The sequence below is a fragment of the Paenibacillus sp. Negev47 genome, assembly GCF_058313655.1.
Window position 1 is genome coordinate 4,006,735 of sequence record NZ_CM177754.1, and the last position, 18,411, is coordinate 4,025,145.

The 18,411-nt window shown below is 46.3% G+C and carries 16 protein-coding genes; 4 read left to right on the forward strand and 12 right to left on the reverse strand.

Annotated features, from left to right (window positions below; genetic code table 11):
- Window positions 1-153 precede the first annotated feature (153 nt).
- From AC4G47_RS17795 to AC4G47_RS17830, 8 genes are all read right to left on the reverse strand, one after another.
- Window positions 154-1,989, reverse strand: a complete 1,836-nt coding sequence (locus AC4G47_RS17795; RefSeq protein WP_458126626.1) for a UbiD family decarboxylase — start codon at window positions 1,987-1,989, stop codon at window positions 154-156.
- A gap of 220 nt (window positions 1,990-2,209) precedes the next feature.
- Window positions 2,210-3,541 (reverse strand): HAMP domain-containing sensor histidine kinase, encoded by a 1,332-nt coding sequence (locus AC4G47_RS17800; RefSeq protein ID WP_491102049.1) that lies wholly within the window; start codon window positions 3,539-3,541, stop codon window positions 2,210-2,212.
- Window positions 3,542-3,543: 2 nt separating this feature from the next.
- Window positions 3,544-4,212 (reverse strand): response regulator transcription factor, encoded by a 669-nt coding sequence (locus tag AC4G47_RS17805; RefSeq protein WP_491102050.1) that lies wholly within the window; start codon window positions 4,210-4,212, stop codon window positions 3,544-3,546.
- A 28-nt stretch (window positions 4,213-4,240) separates the two neighbouring features.
- Window positions 4,241-6,205 carry an ABC transporter ATP-binding protein/permease gene (locus AC4G47_RS17810; protein WP_491102051.1) on the reverse strand — a complete coding sequence of 655 codons (1,965 nt, stop codon included), beginning with the start codon at window positions 6,203-6,205 and terminating at the stop codon, window positions 4,241-4,243.
- A gap of 410 nt (window positions 6,206-6,615) precedes the next feature.
- On the reverse strand, window positions 6,616-7,908 hold the full coding sequence (locus AC4G47_RS17815; RefSeq protein ID WP_491102052.1) for an amidohydrolase: 1,293 nt from the start codon (window positions 7,906-7,908) through the stop codon (window positions 6,616-6,618).
- 78 nt (window positions 7,909-7,986) lie between these two features.
- On the reverse strand, window positions 7,987-8,280 hold the full coding sequence (locus AC4G47_RS17820; RefSeq protein WP_458126621.1) for a hypothetical protein: 294 nt from the start codon (window positions 8,278-8,280) through the stop codon (window positions 7,987-7,989).
- Between the two features lie 73 nt (window positions 8,281-8,353).
- Complete coding sequence (locus tag AC4G47_RS17825; RefSeq protein ID WP_491102053.1) at window positions 8,354-9,457, reverse strand: saccharopine dehydrogenase family protein; 1,104 nt, start codon at window positions 9,455-9,457, stop codon at window positions 8,354-8,356.
- Window positions 9,441-10,148 carry a class I SAM-dependent methyltransferase gene (locus AC4G47_RS17830; RefSeq protein WP_491102054.1) on the reverse strand — a complete coding sequence of 236 codons (708 nt, stop codon included), beginning with the start codon at window positions 10,146-10,148 and terminating at the stop codon, window positions 9,441-9,443. The genes AC4G47_RS17825 and AC4G47_RS17830 overlap by 17 nt, the downstream gene beginning before the upstream one ends.
- A 130-nt stretch (window positions 10,149-10,278) precedes the next feature.
- On the opposite strand from AC4G47_RS17830, the gene AC4G47_RS17835 reads away from it, so the two are divergent.
- Window positions 10,279-11,388, forward strand: a complete 1,110-nt coding sequence (locus tag AC4G47_RS17835; protein WP_491102055.1) for a helix-turn-helix transcriptional regulator — start codon at window positions 10,279-10,281, stop codon at window positions 11,386-11,388.
- 148 nt (window positions 11,389-11,536) lie between these two features.
- On the opposite strand, the gene yidC is transcribed toward AC4G47_RS17835, so the two are convergent.
- The 3 genes from yidC to AC4G47_RS17850 form a co-directional block, all read right to left on the reverse strand.
- Window positions 11,537-12,424 (reverse strand): membrane protein insertase YidC, encoded by an 888-nt coding sequence (gene yidC, locus AC4G47_RS17840; RefSeq protein ID WP_491102056.1) that lies wholly within the window; start codon window positions 12,422-12,424, stop codon window positions 11,537-11,539.
- Window positions 12,361-12,711, reverse strand: a complete 351-nt coding sequence (locus tag AC4G47_RS17845) for a hypothetical protein (RefSeq protein ID WP_491102057.1) — start codon at window positions 12,709-12,711, stop codon at window positions 12,361-12,363. Before AC4G47_RS17845 ends, yidC begins: the two co-directional genes overlap by 64 nt.
- 92 nt (window positions 12,712-12,803) lie before the next feature.
- Window positions 12,804-14,423, reverse strand: coding sequence for a DUF4153 domain-containing protein (locus tag AC4G47_RS17850; protein WP_491102058.1), 1,620 nt, complete (start codon window positions 14,421-14,423; stop codon window positions 12,804-12,806).
- Between the two features lie 135 nt (window positions 14,424-14,558).
- Between AC4G47_RS17850 and AC4G47_RS17855 the strand changes: the two genes are divergently transcribed.
- The 3 genes from AC4G47_RS17855 to AC4G47_RS17865 all read left to right on the forward strand — a co-directional run bounded on the left by AC4G47_RS17855 (window position 14,559) and on the right by AC4G47_RS17865 (window position 17,413).
- Complete coding sequence (locus AC4G47_RS17855) at window positions 14,559-16,358, forward strand: ABC transporter substrate-binding protein (protein ID WP_491102059.1); 1,800 nt, start codon at window positions 14,559-14,561, stop codon at window positions 16,356-16,358.
- Between the two features lie 90 nt (window positions 16,359-16,448).
- Complete coding sequence (locus AC4G47_RS17860) at window positions 16,449-17,033, forward strand: P-loop nucleotide/nucleoside kinase family protein (RefSeq protein WP_491102060.1); 585 nt, start codon at window positions 16,449-16,451, stop codon at window positions 17,031-17,033.
- Between the two features lie 59 nt (window positions 17,034-17,092).
- Window positions 17,093-17,413: a response regulator transcription factor gene (locus tag AC4G47_RS17865; RefSeq protein WP_491102061.1), complete on the forward strand. Its 321-nt coding sequence runs from the start codon at window positions 17,093-17,095 to the stop codon at window positions 17,411-17,413.
- Here the strand turns inward: AC4G47_RS17865 and AC4G47_RS17870 are convergent.
- Window positions 17,358-18,332 (reverse strand): sugar phosphate isomerase/epimerase family protein, encoded by a 975-nt coding sequence (locus tag AC4G47_RS17870; protein WP_491102062.1) that lies wholly within the window; start codon window positions 18,330-18,332, stop codon window positions 17,358-17,360. The genes AC4G47_RS17865 and AC4G47_RS17870 overlap by 56 nt on opposite strands.
- Window positions 18,333-18,411: the final 79 nt, after the last annotated feature.

The window sequence follows — 18,411 nt, forward strand, 5'->3', positions numbered from 1 at the left end:
TAAATACGAACATATAAGACTTTATCCTCACTCCTGAATCCAAATTAGTCCCGGTTTTGAACATGTAGACACTTTTTGGTGTCTATTGACTGGATCAGAGTAAGCAAAAGAAGTCCAAACACTTCCGTTTGAACTTCTTACAACATCCCAAAATTAGATTTTAATTGATTCCAGACTTGCTCCTTTAACAAATAAACGTTCAATACTCTTCTCCACCGAAGCATCCGGGATCAGCGGCGGTGCCTGGTGCGGTTTGGTGCGCGCATCAATAATAATCTGATCACAGCCCCAGTGTTTGTGGTCATACCCGCTATTCACTCCATACATGTCATGTGAAGGGTTGCTGCGGGTAAACGTTGCCCACAAGAAGTTGCTGAGGTTAGCACTCAGGAACGAACTGTCATCACAGAGAATGATCATCGGACATGAGTCCAGACCTCCCTGCTCCTTCAATAGAGATGTGAATGCCTTCATCTCCTGTGCTGTATCCGTATAACTCGTGAAGGCCGATGTCTGGATCGAAACAATCCCTGGCATGATGAGTTGCGGATTTTCATAACCGCGAATGTTCTTCAAAGACTCTGGCACATCCGTGCACAGATCCCGAACCTTGTCGCCATACGCTGCAAAAACAACCTTGCTACCGCTGTTCAGCCCGGTACCCGAGTAATCCAGTGTATCAATCGTCGTATGCGTATAGAAATGAATATCCCGTTGCATATCCATGCGCTCCAAGATATAGGTCAGGAATTCAACTTCCTTATGGGTGTCCAAAGGCTGCTGATCCTCAGCAGTAATAAACAGGTACTTCGCCAAACTGAGCTGACCCGTACCCAAAATGCGATTGGCAATCGTAAGCAACTCTGTCGGCTGCTTCACGGCCTGATAAGGCGTGTAACGTTCACTACCAATAGCGAACAGCAACGGATGCACTCCGGCTGCATCGACTGCATGCACTTCTTTGACGCCCGGAATCTCCTGTTTGATCGCGTCTCCTGTAATCTCATGTATCAAATCACCAAACGCTGTATCCTCTTGCGGTGGACGACCCACAACCGTAAACGGCCAGATGGCATTAGGTTTGGCATAGACTTTATGCACTCGCATTAACGGGAATTCATGCGTCAGACTGTAGTATCCCAAGTGATCACCAAACGGGCCTTCAGGCTTCGTCTCGCCTGGGTAGATATCACCCGTAATGACAAAATCGGCATCATTGCTGATGCAATATCCATCCTTGTAACTGTACCGGAAGCGACGTCCTGCGAGCAGGCCGGCAAATGTCATCTCACTGAGTCCTTCAGGCAAAGGCATAACCGCGGAGAGTGTATGTGCCGGTGGACCCCCGATGAAAATGCTGACTTTCAGTGGTTCTCCCTTTTTGACCGCCTTGGCTTGATGTATACCAATTCCGCGATGAATCTGATAGTGCAATCCAATTTCCTTGTTCATTTCAAAATCATTGCCATCCAGTTGAACCCGGTACATCCCCAAGTTTGAATTCATAATTCCTGGTTTGTCCGGGTCTTCCGAATAAACCTGTGGTAGCGTCACAAATGCTCCACCATCCATCGGCCAGTGCTTGATTAGCGGCAGGTCCGAAATTTGAATCTCTTGAGCAGACACGGGTAGACTAATAGACTTCTGTTTCGGCAAAGCTTGCCATGCAGCCAGACCTGTGCGGACATGCTGAAATGGCGTCTTAAGCGCCTTCATGGGATCGTCACGAACAGCCATCACCCGTTGTACGCCTTCGAGCGTACCACGGAACATGAATTTGCTTCGTTCCACCGTGCCGAACAGATTCGATACGGCCTGGAACTTCGAGCCTTTTACATTTTCGAATAACAAAGCCGGGCCTTTAGCCTCGTGCACTTTCATATGGATCGCTGCCATCTCCAGATGAGGATCAACCTCTTCTTTGACCCGAATCAAATGACCATGCTGCTCCAGATCGTTAATACAATCTTCCATATTGCGATATTTCATTGAATGGCTCCATTCTCTATATGATTAAATTTAATTAAGTTCATAGATTCACATAACGTCTCTTCTATATTATCAAAAGATCCGTGGCTAAACAAAACTATATATGAAAATCTATCGCCTAGACAAATATCAAAAAAAGCAATATGGAAACCATCTGAACCCTGAATTCACAGAGACCGATTGATTATTTCCATATTGCTGCTCTCTATTCCAGTTTGCCTTAAGGTGTAATGACCGATCTGGGGATCGTGACAATAAACTGCGTACCTTTTCCTACTTCACTCTCGACATCAATTGTACATTGATGCAATTTCAGAATTTTAATGACAATGGATAACCCTAATCCGTTACCTCGAAGCGAGCTGCTTCGTGCTTTGTCCACCATATAAAATCGATCAAAGATATACGGAAGGGCGTCATCAGGTATGCCTTGTCCAGAATCTCTAATCAGCACCTTCACAAATGAAGATGACGTCTCAATTTCGACATGAATGGTACCCTGTGAACCGGTGTACTTGATCGCATTGTTTATTAAATTCTGCCAGACCTGATCAAACAAATCTTTGTCCACTGTGATCTCGCAGGGCAACAAGTCCAGTTCGATCTGTATGTCCTTCGGCGCCCACTGAGGCTCCGCCAATAGGATCGTCCTTCTTAATTGTTCATCTAATTGGAATGTGGTGAGATGAACCGGATGATGCTCCGAATCTAGTGAGGCTAGCCGAAGCAGATTATCACTGAGCTTCGATAAGCGCAGCGTTTCCTCATAGATGATATCCAGATGCTCTTTCTGCTCTTCTAGTGGAATAACGCCGTCTTGCAGCGCTCTGGTAAACCCTCTAATCGATGTTAGCGGAGACTGCATTTCATGAGAGACGTTACTGACAAAGTCATCACGAACAGAATCGATTTTCTGCAACTCACTAGCCATATGATTAAAACTCTCCATCAGTTCGCCAAACTCATCCTGTTTATTATGTTTTAACCGCACCGAAAGATCCCCGGATGACATCTCCTTCGCGGCAACGGTTAATCTCTTAATCGGTTTCACAATGTACCCTGACATGAAAAGGATTAATAAACTCCCAGTGATCAGAACCGTTAACAATGAAGTTAAGAGCGTGTTTCGCAGCGTATGAAAAAGAGAGGAAAAATCGCTTTGAATCAGAAATGTGCCTATCCCCTCGTTCGTTCCGGGAACACCTATGGTCGCAATGCCATCTTTACTGGATAGAAACATAGCATCGGTTGTACCCTCCTCAAATAACGAATGAACTTTGTCCTCTGGCAAGGAAGATAACACTTCACTTTGTTCATTCACAGGAGTAATGTTCAAGCCGTACCGGGCAAAGATATCCATGCTTGATTTCACTTTTTCCGGATCATCGATCAGGTTAATCAGTGCAGCGATGTCTTCAGCAAAAGTAACCATAAAACGATTCGGCGTTTTCTCTTGGGACCCGCTATTCAGCATAAAGGAGAGAATCAAACTCACCAGAACAATTCCGATAAACGTAGCTACGATTCGAAGTCGCAGGCTTTTCCTCAACATCTTCATGTACGCTCCAGCCGATATCCAAGACCTCTGATCGTCGAAATCGACAGTTCAGTTACAGGTTCCAGCCGTTCCCTTAACCGTTTGACATGTACGTCAACCGTACGCTCATCACCTTCGTAATCCATGCCCCATATATCATCTATAAGCTGTGTACGTGTGAATATTTTCCCTGGCGAGCTTGCCAGAGAAAATAACAATTCACATTCCTTCTTTTTCAATTCGATGGTTCGCCCGTCGGCAGCGACCATCAGATTGCCCAAATCAATGGTTACACCGCCGATCTGAATGATGTTCGATGCACTTTTGTTATATCGTTTCAGTAACGATTTCACACGCAGGATTAATTCCACTGGATCAAAAGGTTTAACGAGGTAATCGTCTGATCCTGCATTAAATCCTCTGACTTTGTCCTTGGATTCTCCCTTGGCAGTCACCATCAGGATCGGAATATCCAGGTAAGATCGGATATCTTCCGTCAGTTCAATGCCGTCTATTCGTGGCATCATTACATCGACAATCGCCAGATCAACTTTCGTATGAGAGAGAATATCTAACGCCTCTTGACCGTCTGGTGCTTCCAGCACGGAAAATTGATTTTTTTCAAGATAGATTCGGATTAATTTGCGGATATGGGAATCATCGTCCACCACCAGAATTGTGTTCATGTGTCCATTATCCTTTCCGCAACTGGGTTTATTCGTATCGTAAGGATTCCATCGGGTCCAGCTTCGCAGCTTTTGATGACGGCATCAAACCGGCAACAATACTAATCGCTGTACTTACTACGATACCGAACAAGATATAATATCCCGAGAGATTAATCAATTTTGCCCCAAACGCATTGTCCAATAGAATATTTAACACATAACTAATGATCACTGCAAAGATTACCGCAATAATACCACTAAATAAGCCTAATAAAGCAGATTCGGAGAAGAATATTCGCTTGATATCCTTCTTTCTCGCTCCAATCGCCCGAAGAATTCCGATCTCCTTCGTCCGTTCCACGACACTAATATAGAGTACAACCAATATCATGATACCCGATACGATCAACGAAATGCCTGCAATACCAGCGAGTACAATCGAAGCCATACTTACATATGTCGTGATATTCTCCATGACCTTGGCCATTTGAGAGCCTGCGAAGCCAGCATCAACAGCAGCTTCATTGATATCATTTACATATTTCATATCAGTTGCATAGGCGTTAACCTGAATCGGTCCAATTGTTATTCCTTTGTCCATATACATCTGCTCCAACGTCTCTGATGAAATGTATCCTGGGGATTGTTGCATTGGAGATCGTTGATCTGCTGCTTCATAGACCCCTGAGATGGTTACTTCTTTCTCCAAAGTTACTGGTTTATTTTTGCCATCCATCTCATTGATATATAGAAACACAGACTTGCCGATCATCGATTCAGCCTGGTCATTTCCGCTTAATTGTTTCGCCGTATCCAGAGGTAACAGCATCTGATTTTCTACCGGCAGAACACCCGTTGTCATCATTGCTGGATCAAAAGTATCTGTTAACGTTGTTAGCTGCGTGAGTCCCACACTTTGTTCTTCATTCACCATCGTGGATTTGCCTGTAATGGTCGTGATCGTCTCTACATAGTCCACATTAGGAAAATTGCGAATCGTCTCAATATCAGCTTCTGTGAACGGTTTACCTGGTGCCATCAAGGCCTCGGGGCCTTGCATGTCCTTCGCTTCTTCACTCGGTTTCGTTATGTCCACAAGCAAAGGGTCCATACTTGAATTGATCTCGTCATTCATATACGTTGTTATACCATTCCCCAAGGAGAGCATCAGGAGTACACTTAATATACCTATAGATCCACCCAAAGCTACCAGGACATTACGCTTGGCGTTGAGTTTCATATTTTTAAGTGCCATCTTAAATGAAGCAAGCAAGCCCAGACTCCGGGAAGAATCCTGACCACTCTCGTAAACAGCCGTTGAAGGATCTTTCAGGTGAATATCATCACTAATGCGCCCCTCTTCAACCTTCACAATACGTGTACCTGAGTCAGCGACTTTCTGCGAGTGAGTTACGGCAATCACCAGCATTCCCTTTTTGGCTATGCTGTCGAGCAGAGCGAGGATTTGATCTCCGTTCTCCTTATCCAGAGCACCCGTCGGTTCATCTGCGAGAATAATATCCGGATTGTTGGATAAAGCCCGTGCAATGGAAACCCGTTGCTTCTGACCTCCAGATAGCTGGTTGGGACGTTTATTCAGATGATCCTTCAGTCCGACCTCCGTTAATATATCAACAGCACGTTGGTTCCGCTCCTTCTCATTTGTATCCGTCATTTGCATCGCGATGGTAACATTTTCGAGGACAGACAGATGCGGGATCAGATTGAAATTTTGAAAGACAAAGCCGATGTTATTCTTCCGATAATCATCCATTTCCTTCTCCGTCATGGCACTTAAATTCTTGCCACGAACAACGACATCCCCTTCATAATCGGAGTCCATCCCACCAATGATATTCATCAGCGTTGACTTGCCACAGCCAGATTCGCCAAGGATCGAGACGAACTCACCCGTCTCAAAACTCAGGTTCAAACCGTGGAGTACCGGAACTCTTTCTTTTCCATATAAGGTGTATGATTTCTTCACATTTTTCACTTCTAGTATTTTCATAAGAATCTCTTCCTCTCCTGATCATGCACGATATCTATCTATTTGATGTTCATATCGTAACAAATCAGTATGAACTGATAATGAACTGGACAGGTTCCTGAGTATCTCCTTATATGCGGAAAAACACCCACGACTTGCTTGTACAGAATCAATTCAAGAACGTGTAGGTGCAAAACAACCCGAATCCTTATACACAAGGACTCGGGTTATCTTATTTTGTTATCGAATTTGATTATATAAGTTGAACTAATCATTTACACGATAACGGAGAGGACAGAAAAAACCTGAAAAAGCGAAGTTGGAGATAACAGTGATTGGAAGGTTATTCTGTCATCAGCTTGCCATCATCGCCGATGCAACCGGCTCAGCTGCCCATGCCTGTACTTTAGCACTACCGCTACCTCTAAAAATTAAATTCCCTCAACAATCCGTTTAGCTCTAACCTTCACCTCACGGTATAGTTCTTCCTCATCGATCGTGAGCAGCTTTCTGCCTCTCATGAGGATCTGGCCGTTCACTATCGTGGTGTCCACGTCTGCCCCATTTACACTGTAAGCCAGTAACGATTCTATCTGATGTACCGGTTGAAGATGTGGTTTCGCCAGATCGATCAGGATTAGATCGGCTTTGCGCCCTGCTTCCAACACACCAACTTCATGCTGTAATGCAAGCAAATTAGCACTCCCGCATGTTGCCATGCGCAGAACTTCCTTGGCTGGCAGACGGGTGGGGTCGTTGTAATCCAGCTTTTGCAGCCACGTTGCGGCTTTGATCTCCTCGAACATATCCACGGTTGTGGCACTTCCCGCTCCATCCGTTCCGATTCCAACATTGATCCCCTGTGCCATCATCTCCGTAATGGGAGCAATTCCACACCCCAGCTTCAGATTACTAACCGGATTGTGTGCTATCCCGCCACGCATGCCCTTCAACCTGCCGATGTCCCTTCGATTGAGGTGAACGCCATGTGCAAGCAGCACATGTGCCTGTTCGAACATACCCGCTTCCTCCAAATACTCCGTCGGTGTCATGCCATAGCGCTCGCGAATCTTCACGACTTCTTCCTTCGTCTCAGCCAGATGAATATGCAGAGGGATATCCTCCGTGACAGCCAGAGCAATGACTTCACGTAGCGGCTCTACAGAACATGTATAGGGTGAGTGGGGTCCATACATGGTTGTAATTCGCCCATCGGCCGCTCCAGACCAGCGTTGCACAAGATCAATCGCCTCCTGCAACCTGCGTCCCCCATCATCCTCCATGAATACCATCCCACGTGTAAGCGATGCACGCATACCCGTTTGCTTAACCGCTTCTGCAATCTCATTCATATGGATATACATATCCGCAAAAGCAGTGGTACCCGAACGGATCATCTCGGCGATGGATAACGTGGCTCCCCAATAGATGTCTTCCGGGTTCATCTGTGCTTCGGCAGGCAGCATTTTGCGTTCAAGCCAGTCCATCAGCTTCAGATCGTCTGAGAATCCCCGGAGCAGACTCATCGGTGTATGTTGGTGGGCATTAATCAGACCCGGCATGGCAACTTTATTGCGGCCATCGATAATCTCATCTTCAGGCTGAGGAGGAATGTGATTCGCAATCTGTATAATGCGATCTCCTTCAACACGAATATCCCCCGTAAAGGGGGCATCGGCATCTTTCATCGTTAGGATCGTAGCTTGCTGAATCAATATACTCATTACATTCACGGCTCCTCTGGATTGGTTATCGTTCCTTCCATACCCGAGGATAAGCCTTTACGTAACGGCAAGGTCAAGTCATTTTAATTTTTGGATCGTCATATTTCTGAAACTTTGTATAAAAGGTTTGGGGTCGATTTCTACCATATATGGGTATACTCCTGTGCTCGTGTGCAGATAGAAAAATCCACCTGCATCACCCATACGGCGAAATGACATGTCAAACACTTCCGTGATGTTGAACTCGCGGTATTTGGTCACGATTTTATCTGAATACAGAATCATGGAGCGGGCATTCATCTCAATCTCTTGGGCGAGACCCGTCACTTCTCTCTGTACTTTGTAATAAGGTAATACAGCAACGCAGTTCATGATCTCCCTCCATTCATGCCATCATTATTGTTCCATCATAGCAGATCAGAGGGTCCTAACAAAAGAAATGAAATCAAGTGATCGTGGTCGTCACGCTTAGCGGCGTAGGAAGTGCATCCTGAATGTCCTGCAAAGAGAGACACTGTTCAATATGAAACACACCATGAGGTAACTTTGACTCTTTTCTATATACGCGTTCGGCCACAGCTGCTGCCACGGCCGCTGTCGCATCTGCTTCCTTGTCACCAACGAGTAGTTGTTCGACGCGGACTTGCTCACCATTTTCCCAACCTACGGCATCGACCTTGACCGCATGCATTGGCTCTCCTCCGGGAATAAGGCCAAATGCCTTGACTGTTCCATTGCGAATAGACGGGATGCGGAGCAAGGAAAACAATCCTACACGTTTGGAAAGCGCCATGGAACTTGTAATCCAGCGTGAGTCCAGACAGAGTCTGGTAGATACGGTTGGAATACGTAACGTTCGAGCAACCACGTGCTGATCGGAAAAGTTAAATCGGTATGCCTTCCGGTTTCCCAGTTCCGCTCCAAAATCAATCCTTTTCCCATCTCCGAAACTTTGTACCTCAGTAGGCTTGCCTTTTTGCATCACTTGGTAGGTGGCATTCATCTGATCAACGGTCCACTCTACGGCAGCTTTTCCGTGCTTCTCTCCAAGTCCCAGCATTACGGTAATGTCTGCTTCCTCCACCTGATCCATATGCATGGTCGCTTCGCGCACAAGCAAATTAGTCACTCCGGGTGATAATCCAACGCTGAGTATCGCGGTCGATTTGGAACGTTGCATTTTGGTGTGCAGCTGTTCAACCTGAGCGAGAAAATCATATTTTGCAGAAATATCAATATAGTCGGTTCCGGCTTGGGCACAGGATTCAACGAACCGGGTATCGCTCTGGTCCACACACATGATTACCAGCTTCACAGACCGCAACATGGATGGTTCTACAGGTCTGGTTACATCCAGTTGAAGCGGCAGCACAACACCACCCGTGGATCGGCTGAATTCTTCCGCACGGTTCATACGTGTACCTGCTGCCCATACTTTACCCGGGAATAAACGTCCCAGCTGAGTACATATCATCTGCCCCACTTGGCCATACCCACCAACCACCCAGATCTGATCTTTCACAGACTTTACGTTAGTTTCGACTTGCATAATACCCCTCCACCCAGAACGCCCCGAAGTAACGTGTAATATGTGAATAGCCGCATTCGGCCAGTAGCTGAGTCATCTCTTCAGATGTTATGGGATCGGATTCATTGCTCAAGGAAGCAGCAAAGCGCTCCCACTCTTCAGGAAGGACGCCAGCACTCAGCATGTGATCCTTCCAAGCTCGGATTATCACAGGATACGCTGGTGAACGAAGATCGGCATTTACAGCCGCAATGATCAGTGGGGCACCCGGTTTGAGTCTTGCTGCAAGGCTGGTCAGAAACGTTCTCTTGGCCTCCATCCCCTGAAGGAAATGTAACATGAGCATGCTCGTCGCTCCATCATACAAAATGTCATCGGGCAATTCTTCAACTGTAACAGGTTGTAGCTTTACTCTGAAACCTATGCCTGCTTCCGCGACTCGTCTCTCAGCAAGTTGCAGCATGGGCTGTGAAGGGTCTACTCCAGTCAATGTCCACTCAGCATGGCGTGATCCAAGCAGAGCAATCTCTCCCCCCCCTCCTGCTCCGGTAACAAGTATACTAATATCGTTGTTATCCGCAAATGATGCTGTAAGCAACCGTTCCATTAGATCATGCATATGAGAATAACCCGGAATCTTCAGGGCTATCGATTGTTCGTAACGATGAACATCTGCCGTTTCCCAGCTCATCGGTGATGGATTCTGATTCATGGATACTGCACTCCCTCTTGAATTGAAGTTAGACTTGACTCGTTGTTCGTCTAATTTCATTATAGAAGGATACGCCGAGCCTACAATCCCAGATCTATGGGATATACGCATAGAGAGAGGAGATATCTTTTTGACATCACGTATTAATCGGAACTACAGACTTATCACTTCTCTTGAAAAAGGAACCTGGACCTCGCGTACCTACCGGGAAGCGGTTCTCAAGCAGATCCATACGGTTGTACCTTACGATGCGTACTGTTTCACTACCGTTGATCCTCTGACTCTTCTTTCCACAGGTGCTGTGACAGAAGATGGCATTGAAGCCATTCATGATCGGTTATTCATCAATGAATACATGGAAGAAGATATACATAAATACGCTGAATTAATTCGCAGCGGTGAACATACAGCTACACTCCACACATCCGTGAACGCACAGCCTGAACAAAGCCCACGTTATATCAACATTCTTCAGCCAGCGGGGTTCGGTGATGAACTGCGCGCTGTATTGGTTAGTGGAGACGCTTGTTGGGGATACCTGACCCTGTATCGAAAGGCAGAGAACTCTGTCTTTACAGAGGAGGAACGGCTGATGATTCAGACCTGGACCGCTTCTATTGCATCCATGCTGCGGTCCACCAGTCTGACACTGATGGATGAGATCACGAGCAGCAGTCCCAAGGAAACAGGCATTCTGATCATCTCGAATACGTTCCAGCTCTTGTCCCTGAACGCCCCTGCTCAGTATTGGCTGTCCCAGTTACGTATGCTGGAACATATAGGGCCAGACGTCCTGCCCCGTCCGGTACGTGCAGTGAGTTCCCACTTGCAGCGCAAGAATCGGATAGAACGGGCTGACGATACTCAGTTCACTCCCGAATCACCATCCAAAGTCTGCATTCAACTTCCGGATGGGCGTTATCTTATCCTTCATGCCAGTCTCATGCAACAACCCGCGGGACCGGACCAGATTGCCATCCGCCTGGAGCAGGCAATGCCGCAGGATTTGCTGCCCTTACTCGCCGAGAGAGCTGGATTATCCAGTCGAGAACGGGAACTGCTCGGTTATGTACTGCGTAGCTATTCTTCCAAAGAGATTGCTGCCGCGATGCATATTTCTGTGTACACGGTTCAGGATCATCTGAAATCCATTTTTGCCAAAACCAAAGTATCTTCACGTCGCGAGCTCATCTGGTATTTCGTTTCTCGTTTCCAGCTGTCGGATGAGTCTGCTATATAACATGACAGATGAACAACCGCTCAACACACTGCGAGCATTAAAAATTCTTTAATACAGCAAAAAAGAAGCCAATCCTAAGGATCGGCTTCTTTCTTAGGCTTTTGCTACGTATAACACGTACGATACGTGATTACGTCCATATCATATCCTACGACTTTGCAGGTTTCGGAGAAGATTTGGATGAGCCATTTTTTTTATTCTTTTTCTTACTCACTTCCACAACTACAGGTTCCTGCGGGTGTTCTACCGGGTACATTTTACGGAACAATAACGTCTGTAGTACCAGGAATGAACCCCCAACTGTCCAGTAGAGCGGCATGGCTGCCGGGGCTGATAGAGAAAAGAATGCCATCATCAATGGGGAGAGATATCCCATGATGGCGAACTGTTTTCGCTGCTCAGGCGCCATGTTGGCTTGTGATACCTTGGCTTGAATCAGATAAATGACCGCGACAACTACTGCGAGTACATAGTCCGGCGCTCCCAGTTTGAACCATAGAAACGAATGGGAGGACAGTTCCGGTGTCAGTCGGATGGCTGTGTAAATCCCGGACAGAATAGGCAACTGAATGAGCATCGGCAAACAACCGATATTCAGCGGATTAAACTTGTGTTTCTTGTATAGTTCCATCGTTTCCTGTGACAGCTTTTGCTTATCAGCAGGGTCATTTTTGCCTTCATATTTTTTCTTGAGCGCATCCATCTCGGGTTTCATGGCGTTCATGATAACTCGGGTCCCCTGCTGCGACTTGGCTTGACGCATCATCAATGGCAACAGTGCTAGACGAATGACAAGTGTAATTACAATAATCGCGATCCCGTAGCTTCCACTAAATATGGTCGCAATGTGCTGAATCAGGTACGACAGTGGAAATACGATATAGTGATTAAAAAATCCCGGTGTCGATGAAGTAATCTCCGACACGTTGTTGCTGCATCCGGCAAGCATCATAACTGCAAACAATATAGCAATCAGGCAATAAATCCGTCCCTTGCCCGATCTAAAAGTGAATCCCTTGTTGGTCTTATTTTCCATATATATCCTCCTCGTTGATTTGTTGACCAATCGTTCAACGAGGAATGACAATCTGAATCATCTTCATCGGGCGCTTCTCTTCGTCTGATCATGCGACTCCAGACTTCCTGTCTGTGTTGTCTGTCCAAACACAATGCAGGAAGTACTGGTTCAAGTCCACCACCGGCGCCACCTTCCATCCAATACTCGGTCATACCACAGTGAAGATGAGCGATATAGGCATAACTGACGGTGACGATGAGTCCTATCGAGAATAAATACGGTAATAATTCCTGAAGTTCAAACAAGGGATTCACCCCCTTTATAGGTTAGTTTTTATATTATAACACTTACATATTGCTTTTGCATAAATCCGTGCTTGAAAACAGCGATTATTCATCTATTCTGTTCTCAATTTGGACAATTCTATCTCGGCTCTGTGTCTCGCTACATTATAAGAAGGCCAGGAACGTTCTGATGAGTACATGTCCAAGTAGGCTTGACGTTCCAGCATTTCTCTCTTGAGATCCGGGTACTCCTTCAGAGCAAACTCTCGAAGTAGCGGAGTTGCATCTGCCGATAGACTTGCCAGGTAGGATGCATCAATATTGCCAGTCTGATGATAACGTTCTATGTTCAATTCGGCAATCCGGTTATCCATGCCCACATAATTGACCGCAACATAGGCAGTGAGCGCCAGTACAATATAGCAGCGGATCAGCGGAATCGACGTGTAGCGTATACGAAGACCAGCGATCAGCAACAAGAGTACCAGAAAAATCATAAATGCATGTACCAGGAAGCGGATATACGTATATCCATACGCCTGCTCATAGAGATTAAGGCGCATGAACGCGGAATACAGCATGATTGCTGAACAACTGACCAGAATCAGGAGAAGCACTTGATGCAGGATTAATCCCGCTTTGCCACTCGGACGAGTATACTGCAAAGCAACAATAAGGATCAAAAAGTTAATCCCCGTGACAAGAACCAATTCTGCGAATCCACTTCTCGCATACTCTGCGTAGGACAGATCCACCGGGAGATGCCCCTCACCCGCACCAAACAGGTACGAAAATTGTACGAGCACAAACAGAACGTACACGCAGTTGATAACGATCAGCATCGTACCCACAATAATGGGGTCTAATCTGAATGGTTCCCGATGAGTCGGAGTGTGGGAGGACTCGGGTGTGATTTTATTCGTAACCTGACCTTTAGTGACCGGGTCCACAGGAGAGAATATATAGGTGTGATCACGCTTATCAACCGTGGGTACTGCTCCATTTTTCCAATGTGCGTTCGCTCTCTTGTCTGCCTCATATTGCATCGGCTGCACGAATCCCCATACATAACCGAAAAACAGTATACCTGCGATGAACACCCAGATGATTCTAGGCAATCCTGGCGTAAAAGCCAGTTGATTCAACCACTCTGGAAAACCGGATAAGTACTGATCGAAAACCCCGTCAGCTGACGACAACAACGCGATGACTACAATAAGGATGGGCAGAGATGCCACAAGGCCAATAAGCACTTTGAAAACAACCGTTTTCTGTGATTTGCCCATGCCACGTCCGCCTGCCTTCACAGCAATGGCCGCAACGGTTCCCCAGTGACGTATGGTCTGTGGCAGCACATGGTCAATAGCCGTTCCGATTAAACCGATCTCCCACCACTGCCTCTGTTTCCTGCCCATGAGATACGTCATATGTAAAATAATAAGACCCGGTACAGACAGAAAATTAAGAACACGCAATAGTTCATTGTCATATAACAGGAACGTTAGTGACAGCAACAGTACAACACTCGCCACAAATGCATCACCCCACTGGAAAGACCTCATGCGGTCCCGAGCGAACAGATACATGAAGCTATAAAAGAGAATTACAAAGATGGGATACGATACGCCAATCTCATTGTCATAGAACAAATACTGGTGAATGATAGCCAGCATCCATGCAGATAGTAGCGTGATGAGTGCGCGTTGTGGTGAAGCCATTATTTTATCAATCATGGGAAAAACCTCCATTAACCTTTCTATGCTTTATTCTAGATGATAAAATAGGAATATAAATAGAAATTAAAATCAATAAAACTTCTTATTTTAGAGAATTACGGCAGGGATCACCTCCAGGAGGGAATCAACACTTTGAAATTACACCAGCAATACCTGCTGCTGCATCGCCATTACGGTCACCATACAGAACATGAACTTACGCTCGCCGACCTTGCTGAATTGCTCGATTGTACGCACCGCAATACGTTAACGATTGTCAAAAAGATGGTAGCCCACAATTGGATTCATTGGGTTTCCCAGCGCGGCCGTGGTCGGCGTTCTTCACTGACCTTGCTTGTCCCGGCTGACCAAATCGCCGCAGAATACATGATGCAGGCCATGAATCGCCGGGAATTGCAGGAAGCTGCCGAGCAGGTGAGCGCATTCTCCAGTTCAACAACCATGCAGGATCATCTCAATCAGTGGTTGCTTGGTTATTCGGGTCATCATACGGAAGCTGGCACCAATAATGAGCAGATTGATACGCTTCGGTTGCCCCTGCGCCAACAGCTCCATGCGCTTGATCCGCTATATATTAATTTACTCGCTGAGTCCTTTGTTACCAGTCATGTCTTTGACGGGTTGGTTCAACGGGGCGAACAGGATGAGATTCTTCCCTGTCTTGCTCATACCTGGGATGTCAGTGAAGATCGGCAGACCTGGATCTTTTATTTACGAAAAGGCATTACTTTTCACAATGGTCAGATGCTGACGGCTCATGATATTGTGCATACGTTCGAACGGCTACAATCCACAGAACGCAGGACACTGTACCGCGATGTAAGTAAACAGATACTATCTATTGAAGCGGTCGATCCCTTAACCGTGTGTTTCCAGCTTAAAGACCCTCACGAATTGTTTCTGTCCTTTCTTACAACAAGTCGTGCGGCGATTGTACCCTCACCAGGAACAAACGAACAGAAAATAAAGCATACGGGTGATGTGCACGGGATGCAGAAACCTGTGGGGACTGGCCCTTTCAAGGTCACCGCATGGGATGATCACTTATGCAGACTTGAAGCATTCTCATCGTATTTTCAGGGTAGAGCGCATATGGACCGGGTGGATATTCTGCAGATTCCGTGGAGTGCCACGACAAAATGGGATCATAGCCAGGATATTGAAACTCCATTTATCCATCTTGTTCATAATCCGTCTTCGTCTGAGGGTGCAGACTGGACACAGATTCGTGCAGGTGTGATGGTTCATAAATTACTCACGTGTAATACGCAAAAAACCGGACCGTTAAACGATCCGGAAGTAAGAGCACACCTTCAGTCATGCCTTGCTGGAATGTATAGAGATGATGGACATGCAGACGAATCTGAAGTCATGGTTTCAAATTCTGATGCCGTGAATACCTGGGCTGTTCACCCAGAGAAATTTAGCGATATATCTAAAAGATCCGCTTCCACCAGTCCCATCTCCCTGCACATTGCAACCATTCCACAATATCGCAGGGATGCCCAACATCTGGCGTCTATTCTAAAGAAATGCGGTTTCTCCTGTACCGTCCGTACCGCTACGATGGAGCAGTTCAAAGGAAATCTGCGGCTGGAGTCTGATCTGATTCTTTTCTCGCTGATTCGGGACAGGGATGAAGAACTACGCAGGTATGATCTCTACTCCACGTTGTCTGAGCATCTTGAAGATTCTGCTCGAAGAACGATCCATGAGATGTTGCAAATCATCAGCAGCTCTCCACTCGTAGCGGATCGAACTGCTGGATTAGATCAAATCGAGCAATTCTTGGTAAGCCAGAAACTACTGTTCCATTTATCTGAAAAACCGGTAGAGACGGCTTATCTGCCTTCCGTGCGTGGTCTATCTTTTAACAGTCAGGGCTGGGTGAACCTGCGTCATATCTGGTTTCCTTCGCAAGTAATCAAGTGAGACTACAATGTGGACTATGCTAAAATAAACAAAATAATATTAGCTTACATTCCACACGATCTTCTCACATAATAAGGAGGCATTACATTCATGAGCAAATTGATTTTCTTTCTCGGCGGGGCTGGGAGCGGCAAGACCACACTTGCCAAAGCCCTCTCACGTAAACATAAAGCTGCTTTCTTCGATATGGATATCCTGCTTCGCCCAGCAGCTGAGGCGATCATGAATCTTCAGGGATTGGATCCTTCCGACCGGGACTCACCTGAATACAAACGTCTGTGCCGTGATCTTGGGTACCGCATTACGATGGACGCTGCTCTGGATAACGTGCAGTTGGGTATTGATACGATCGTTGTCGGACCATTCACCAAAGAAATCGGAACCCCGGATTGGATTGCTCAGGAACTTGCACGAATTGGACGTTCTCTGGATGATACCGATGTTCGTGTAGCCTATATTTATCTGGAAAATGAAGTCTTGTATCACGAGCGAATCACAGCGAGACAATCCCCACTGGATGAATGGAAACTAGCCAACTGGGATGCCTTCACAGCTTCTCTCGTCCGAAAAGAAGTAACCTGGCCGCTCCCTGCTGCATCCGTCGCTTATATCGACAATTCCAGTAATGAATCAGCCATTGCCTATGCCGAACTTGAACGACGGATGTATGAGTAGCTTAGAAAATCTAACTACCAATCCCTTCGCACTATAACGCTACGCTGGGAAAATAAAAGGTGGAACAAAAAACCGTTGTTCACGATCAACAGATCGTTTTGTATAAAGGATATGGTTATGCCAATGTGGGAAAACAAATCCCAGTCAATGCCGACTCCACTCTATTCCGTGTAGCCTCCATCTCCAAAACGCTGACAGCAACTGAACGGGAAGTGCTTAACCGCATTGCACTGGAGATGACCACCAAGGAGATTGCACAGGATCTGGCGATCAGTCAACGTACAGTGGAGTATCATATTACCTCTATTACACAGAAATTTGGTGTTAAGTCCAGAATTGGTGCTGACGCGCCGCATGACGTTCAGCAATACGAGCTGTAATCAATCCATGACTCTCATCGATCTCCTCCGGTGTACAAGCGGCTTTTAATTCATATACTTTCACTGGAGAACGGTCAATGATATCCAAAAATGAATCAAAGAAGGTCATGTCTTTACTATGGATGTAAGGACACCAATGATCTGCCAACCCTACGGTTTCATGAATATGCACGCCAACCACGTGATCAATCAACGCGTTAGCCTCACGTACATTATCGTACAGGCCCATTCGATCCATCATCATGCCGTGACCAATATCGTACCAGAGACCAAGCGGCGCGCCCTTCATTTGTCCAATAATCGTTCCCGCTTCATGCAAAGTCGGCATCTGATTACAGCGTGAGCGGGTCTCAATACCGAAATTCACCCCATATCCCCGCTGCTCGGACAAGTCGCATACCTCTTCGAGACTTTCCTGAATCCGGCTCAGGTAATGTGTGCTGCCATCTTGCCTCTTCTCGATCATCTCTTGCCATAAAGCTTGATACGCCGCTGAGTCCGGCCCCTGATCGTGGTATATCTTTTTCAATGCTTCATCTATGTTGTATTCGAACGGAACTTCACCGGGATGTACAACGACAGCCTTGGCACCATAACGATGTGCGTACTCGGCTGAGCGAAGTAACAGTTCAATCGCCCGTTTGCGGCGCGGTTCATCATCAAATCCGAGCAGAACGGAATCCGTTCCGTAATCCGGATCAGCCACATGTGGAAATGTATTATGCACACTGGATACATCGATCTCTCCCCGTTCAATCATCGGCTCTATCGTCTGCAGCATCTCTTCCGTAACGTTATAGTTCAGTTCAACCTGTTTAAATCCGAGAGACTTGATCTCCTCGATCATGCCTTGTCCGGTCGTATGACGTTTGATATTCCAACATGTTGAGAACGAATATTCTTGTTTGTCTGTGTACATTATTGGTCCTCCTGTCTCTCATTCTATCGCCCATTCATATTCCATTTATCTCTATCTACCTCTACCTACTCGTTCATTC

What these genes read in the sequence shown, in the direction of transcription:
- AC4G47_RS17860 (WP_491102060.1), top strand. Translation starts at nt 16,449, where the DNA reads ATGAGCAAATTGATTTTCTTTCTCGGCGGGGCTGGGAGCGGCAAGACC.
- AC4G47_RS17810 (WP_491102051.1), bottom strand. Translation starts at nt 6,205, where the DNA reads ATGAAAATACTAGAAGTGAAAAATGTGAAGAAATCATACACCTTATAT.
- AC4G47_RS17815 (WP_491102052.1), bottom strand. Translation starts at nt 7,908, where the DNA reads ATGAGTATATTGATTCAGCAAGCTACGATCCTAACGATGAAAGATGCC.
- AC4G47_RS17830 (WP_491102054.1), bottom strand. Translation starts at nt 10,148, where the DNA reads ATGAATCAGAATCCATCACCGATGAGCTGGGAAACGGCAGATGTTCAT.
- AC4G47_RS17850 (WP_491102058.1), bottom strand. Translation starts at nt 14,423, where the DNA reads ATGATTGATAAAATAATGGCTTCACCACAACGCGCACTCATCACGCTA.
- AC4G47_RS17800 (WP_491102049.1), bottom strand. Translation starts at nt 3,541, where the DNA reads ATGTTGAGGAAAAGCCTGCGACTTCGAATCGTAGCTACGTTTATCGGA.
- AC4G47_RS17825 (WP_491102053.1), bottom strand. Translation starts at nt 9,457, where the DNA reads ATGCAAGTCGAAACTAACGTAAAGTCTGTGAAAGATCAGATCTGGGTG.
- AC4G47_RS17820 (WP_458126621.1), bottom strand. Translation starts at nt 8,280, where the DNA reads ATGAACTGCGTTGCTGTATTACCTTATTACAAAGTACAGAGAGAAGTG.
- AC4G47_RS17870 (WP_491102062.1), bottom strand. Translation starts at nt 18,332, where the DNA reads ATGTACACAGACAAACAAGAATATTCGTTCTCAACATGTTGGAATATC.
- yidC (WP_491102056.1), bottom strand. Translation starts at nt 12,424, where the DNA reads ATGGAAAATAAGACCAACAAGGGATTCACTTTTAGATCGGGCAAGGGA.
- AC4G47_RS17795 (WP_458126626.1), bottom strand. Translation starts at nt 1,989, where the DNA reads ATGAAATATCGCAATATGGAAGATTGTATTAACGATCTGGAGCAGCAT.
- AC4G47_RS17805 (WP_491102050.1), bottom strand. Translation starts at nt 4,212, where the DNA reads ATGAACACAATTCTGGTGGTGGACGATGATTCCCATATCCGCAAATTA.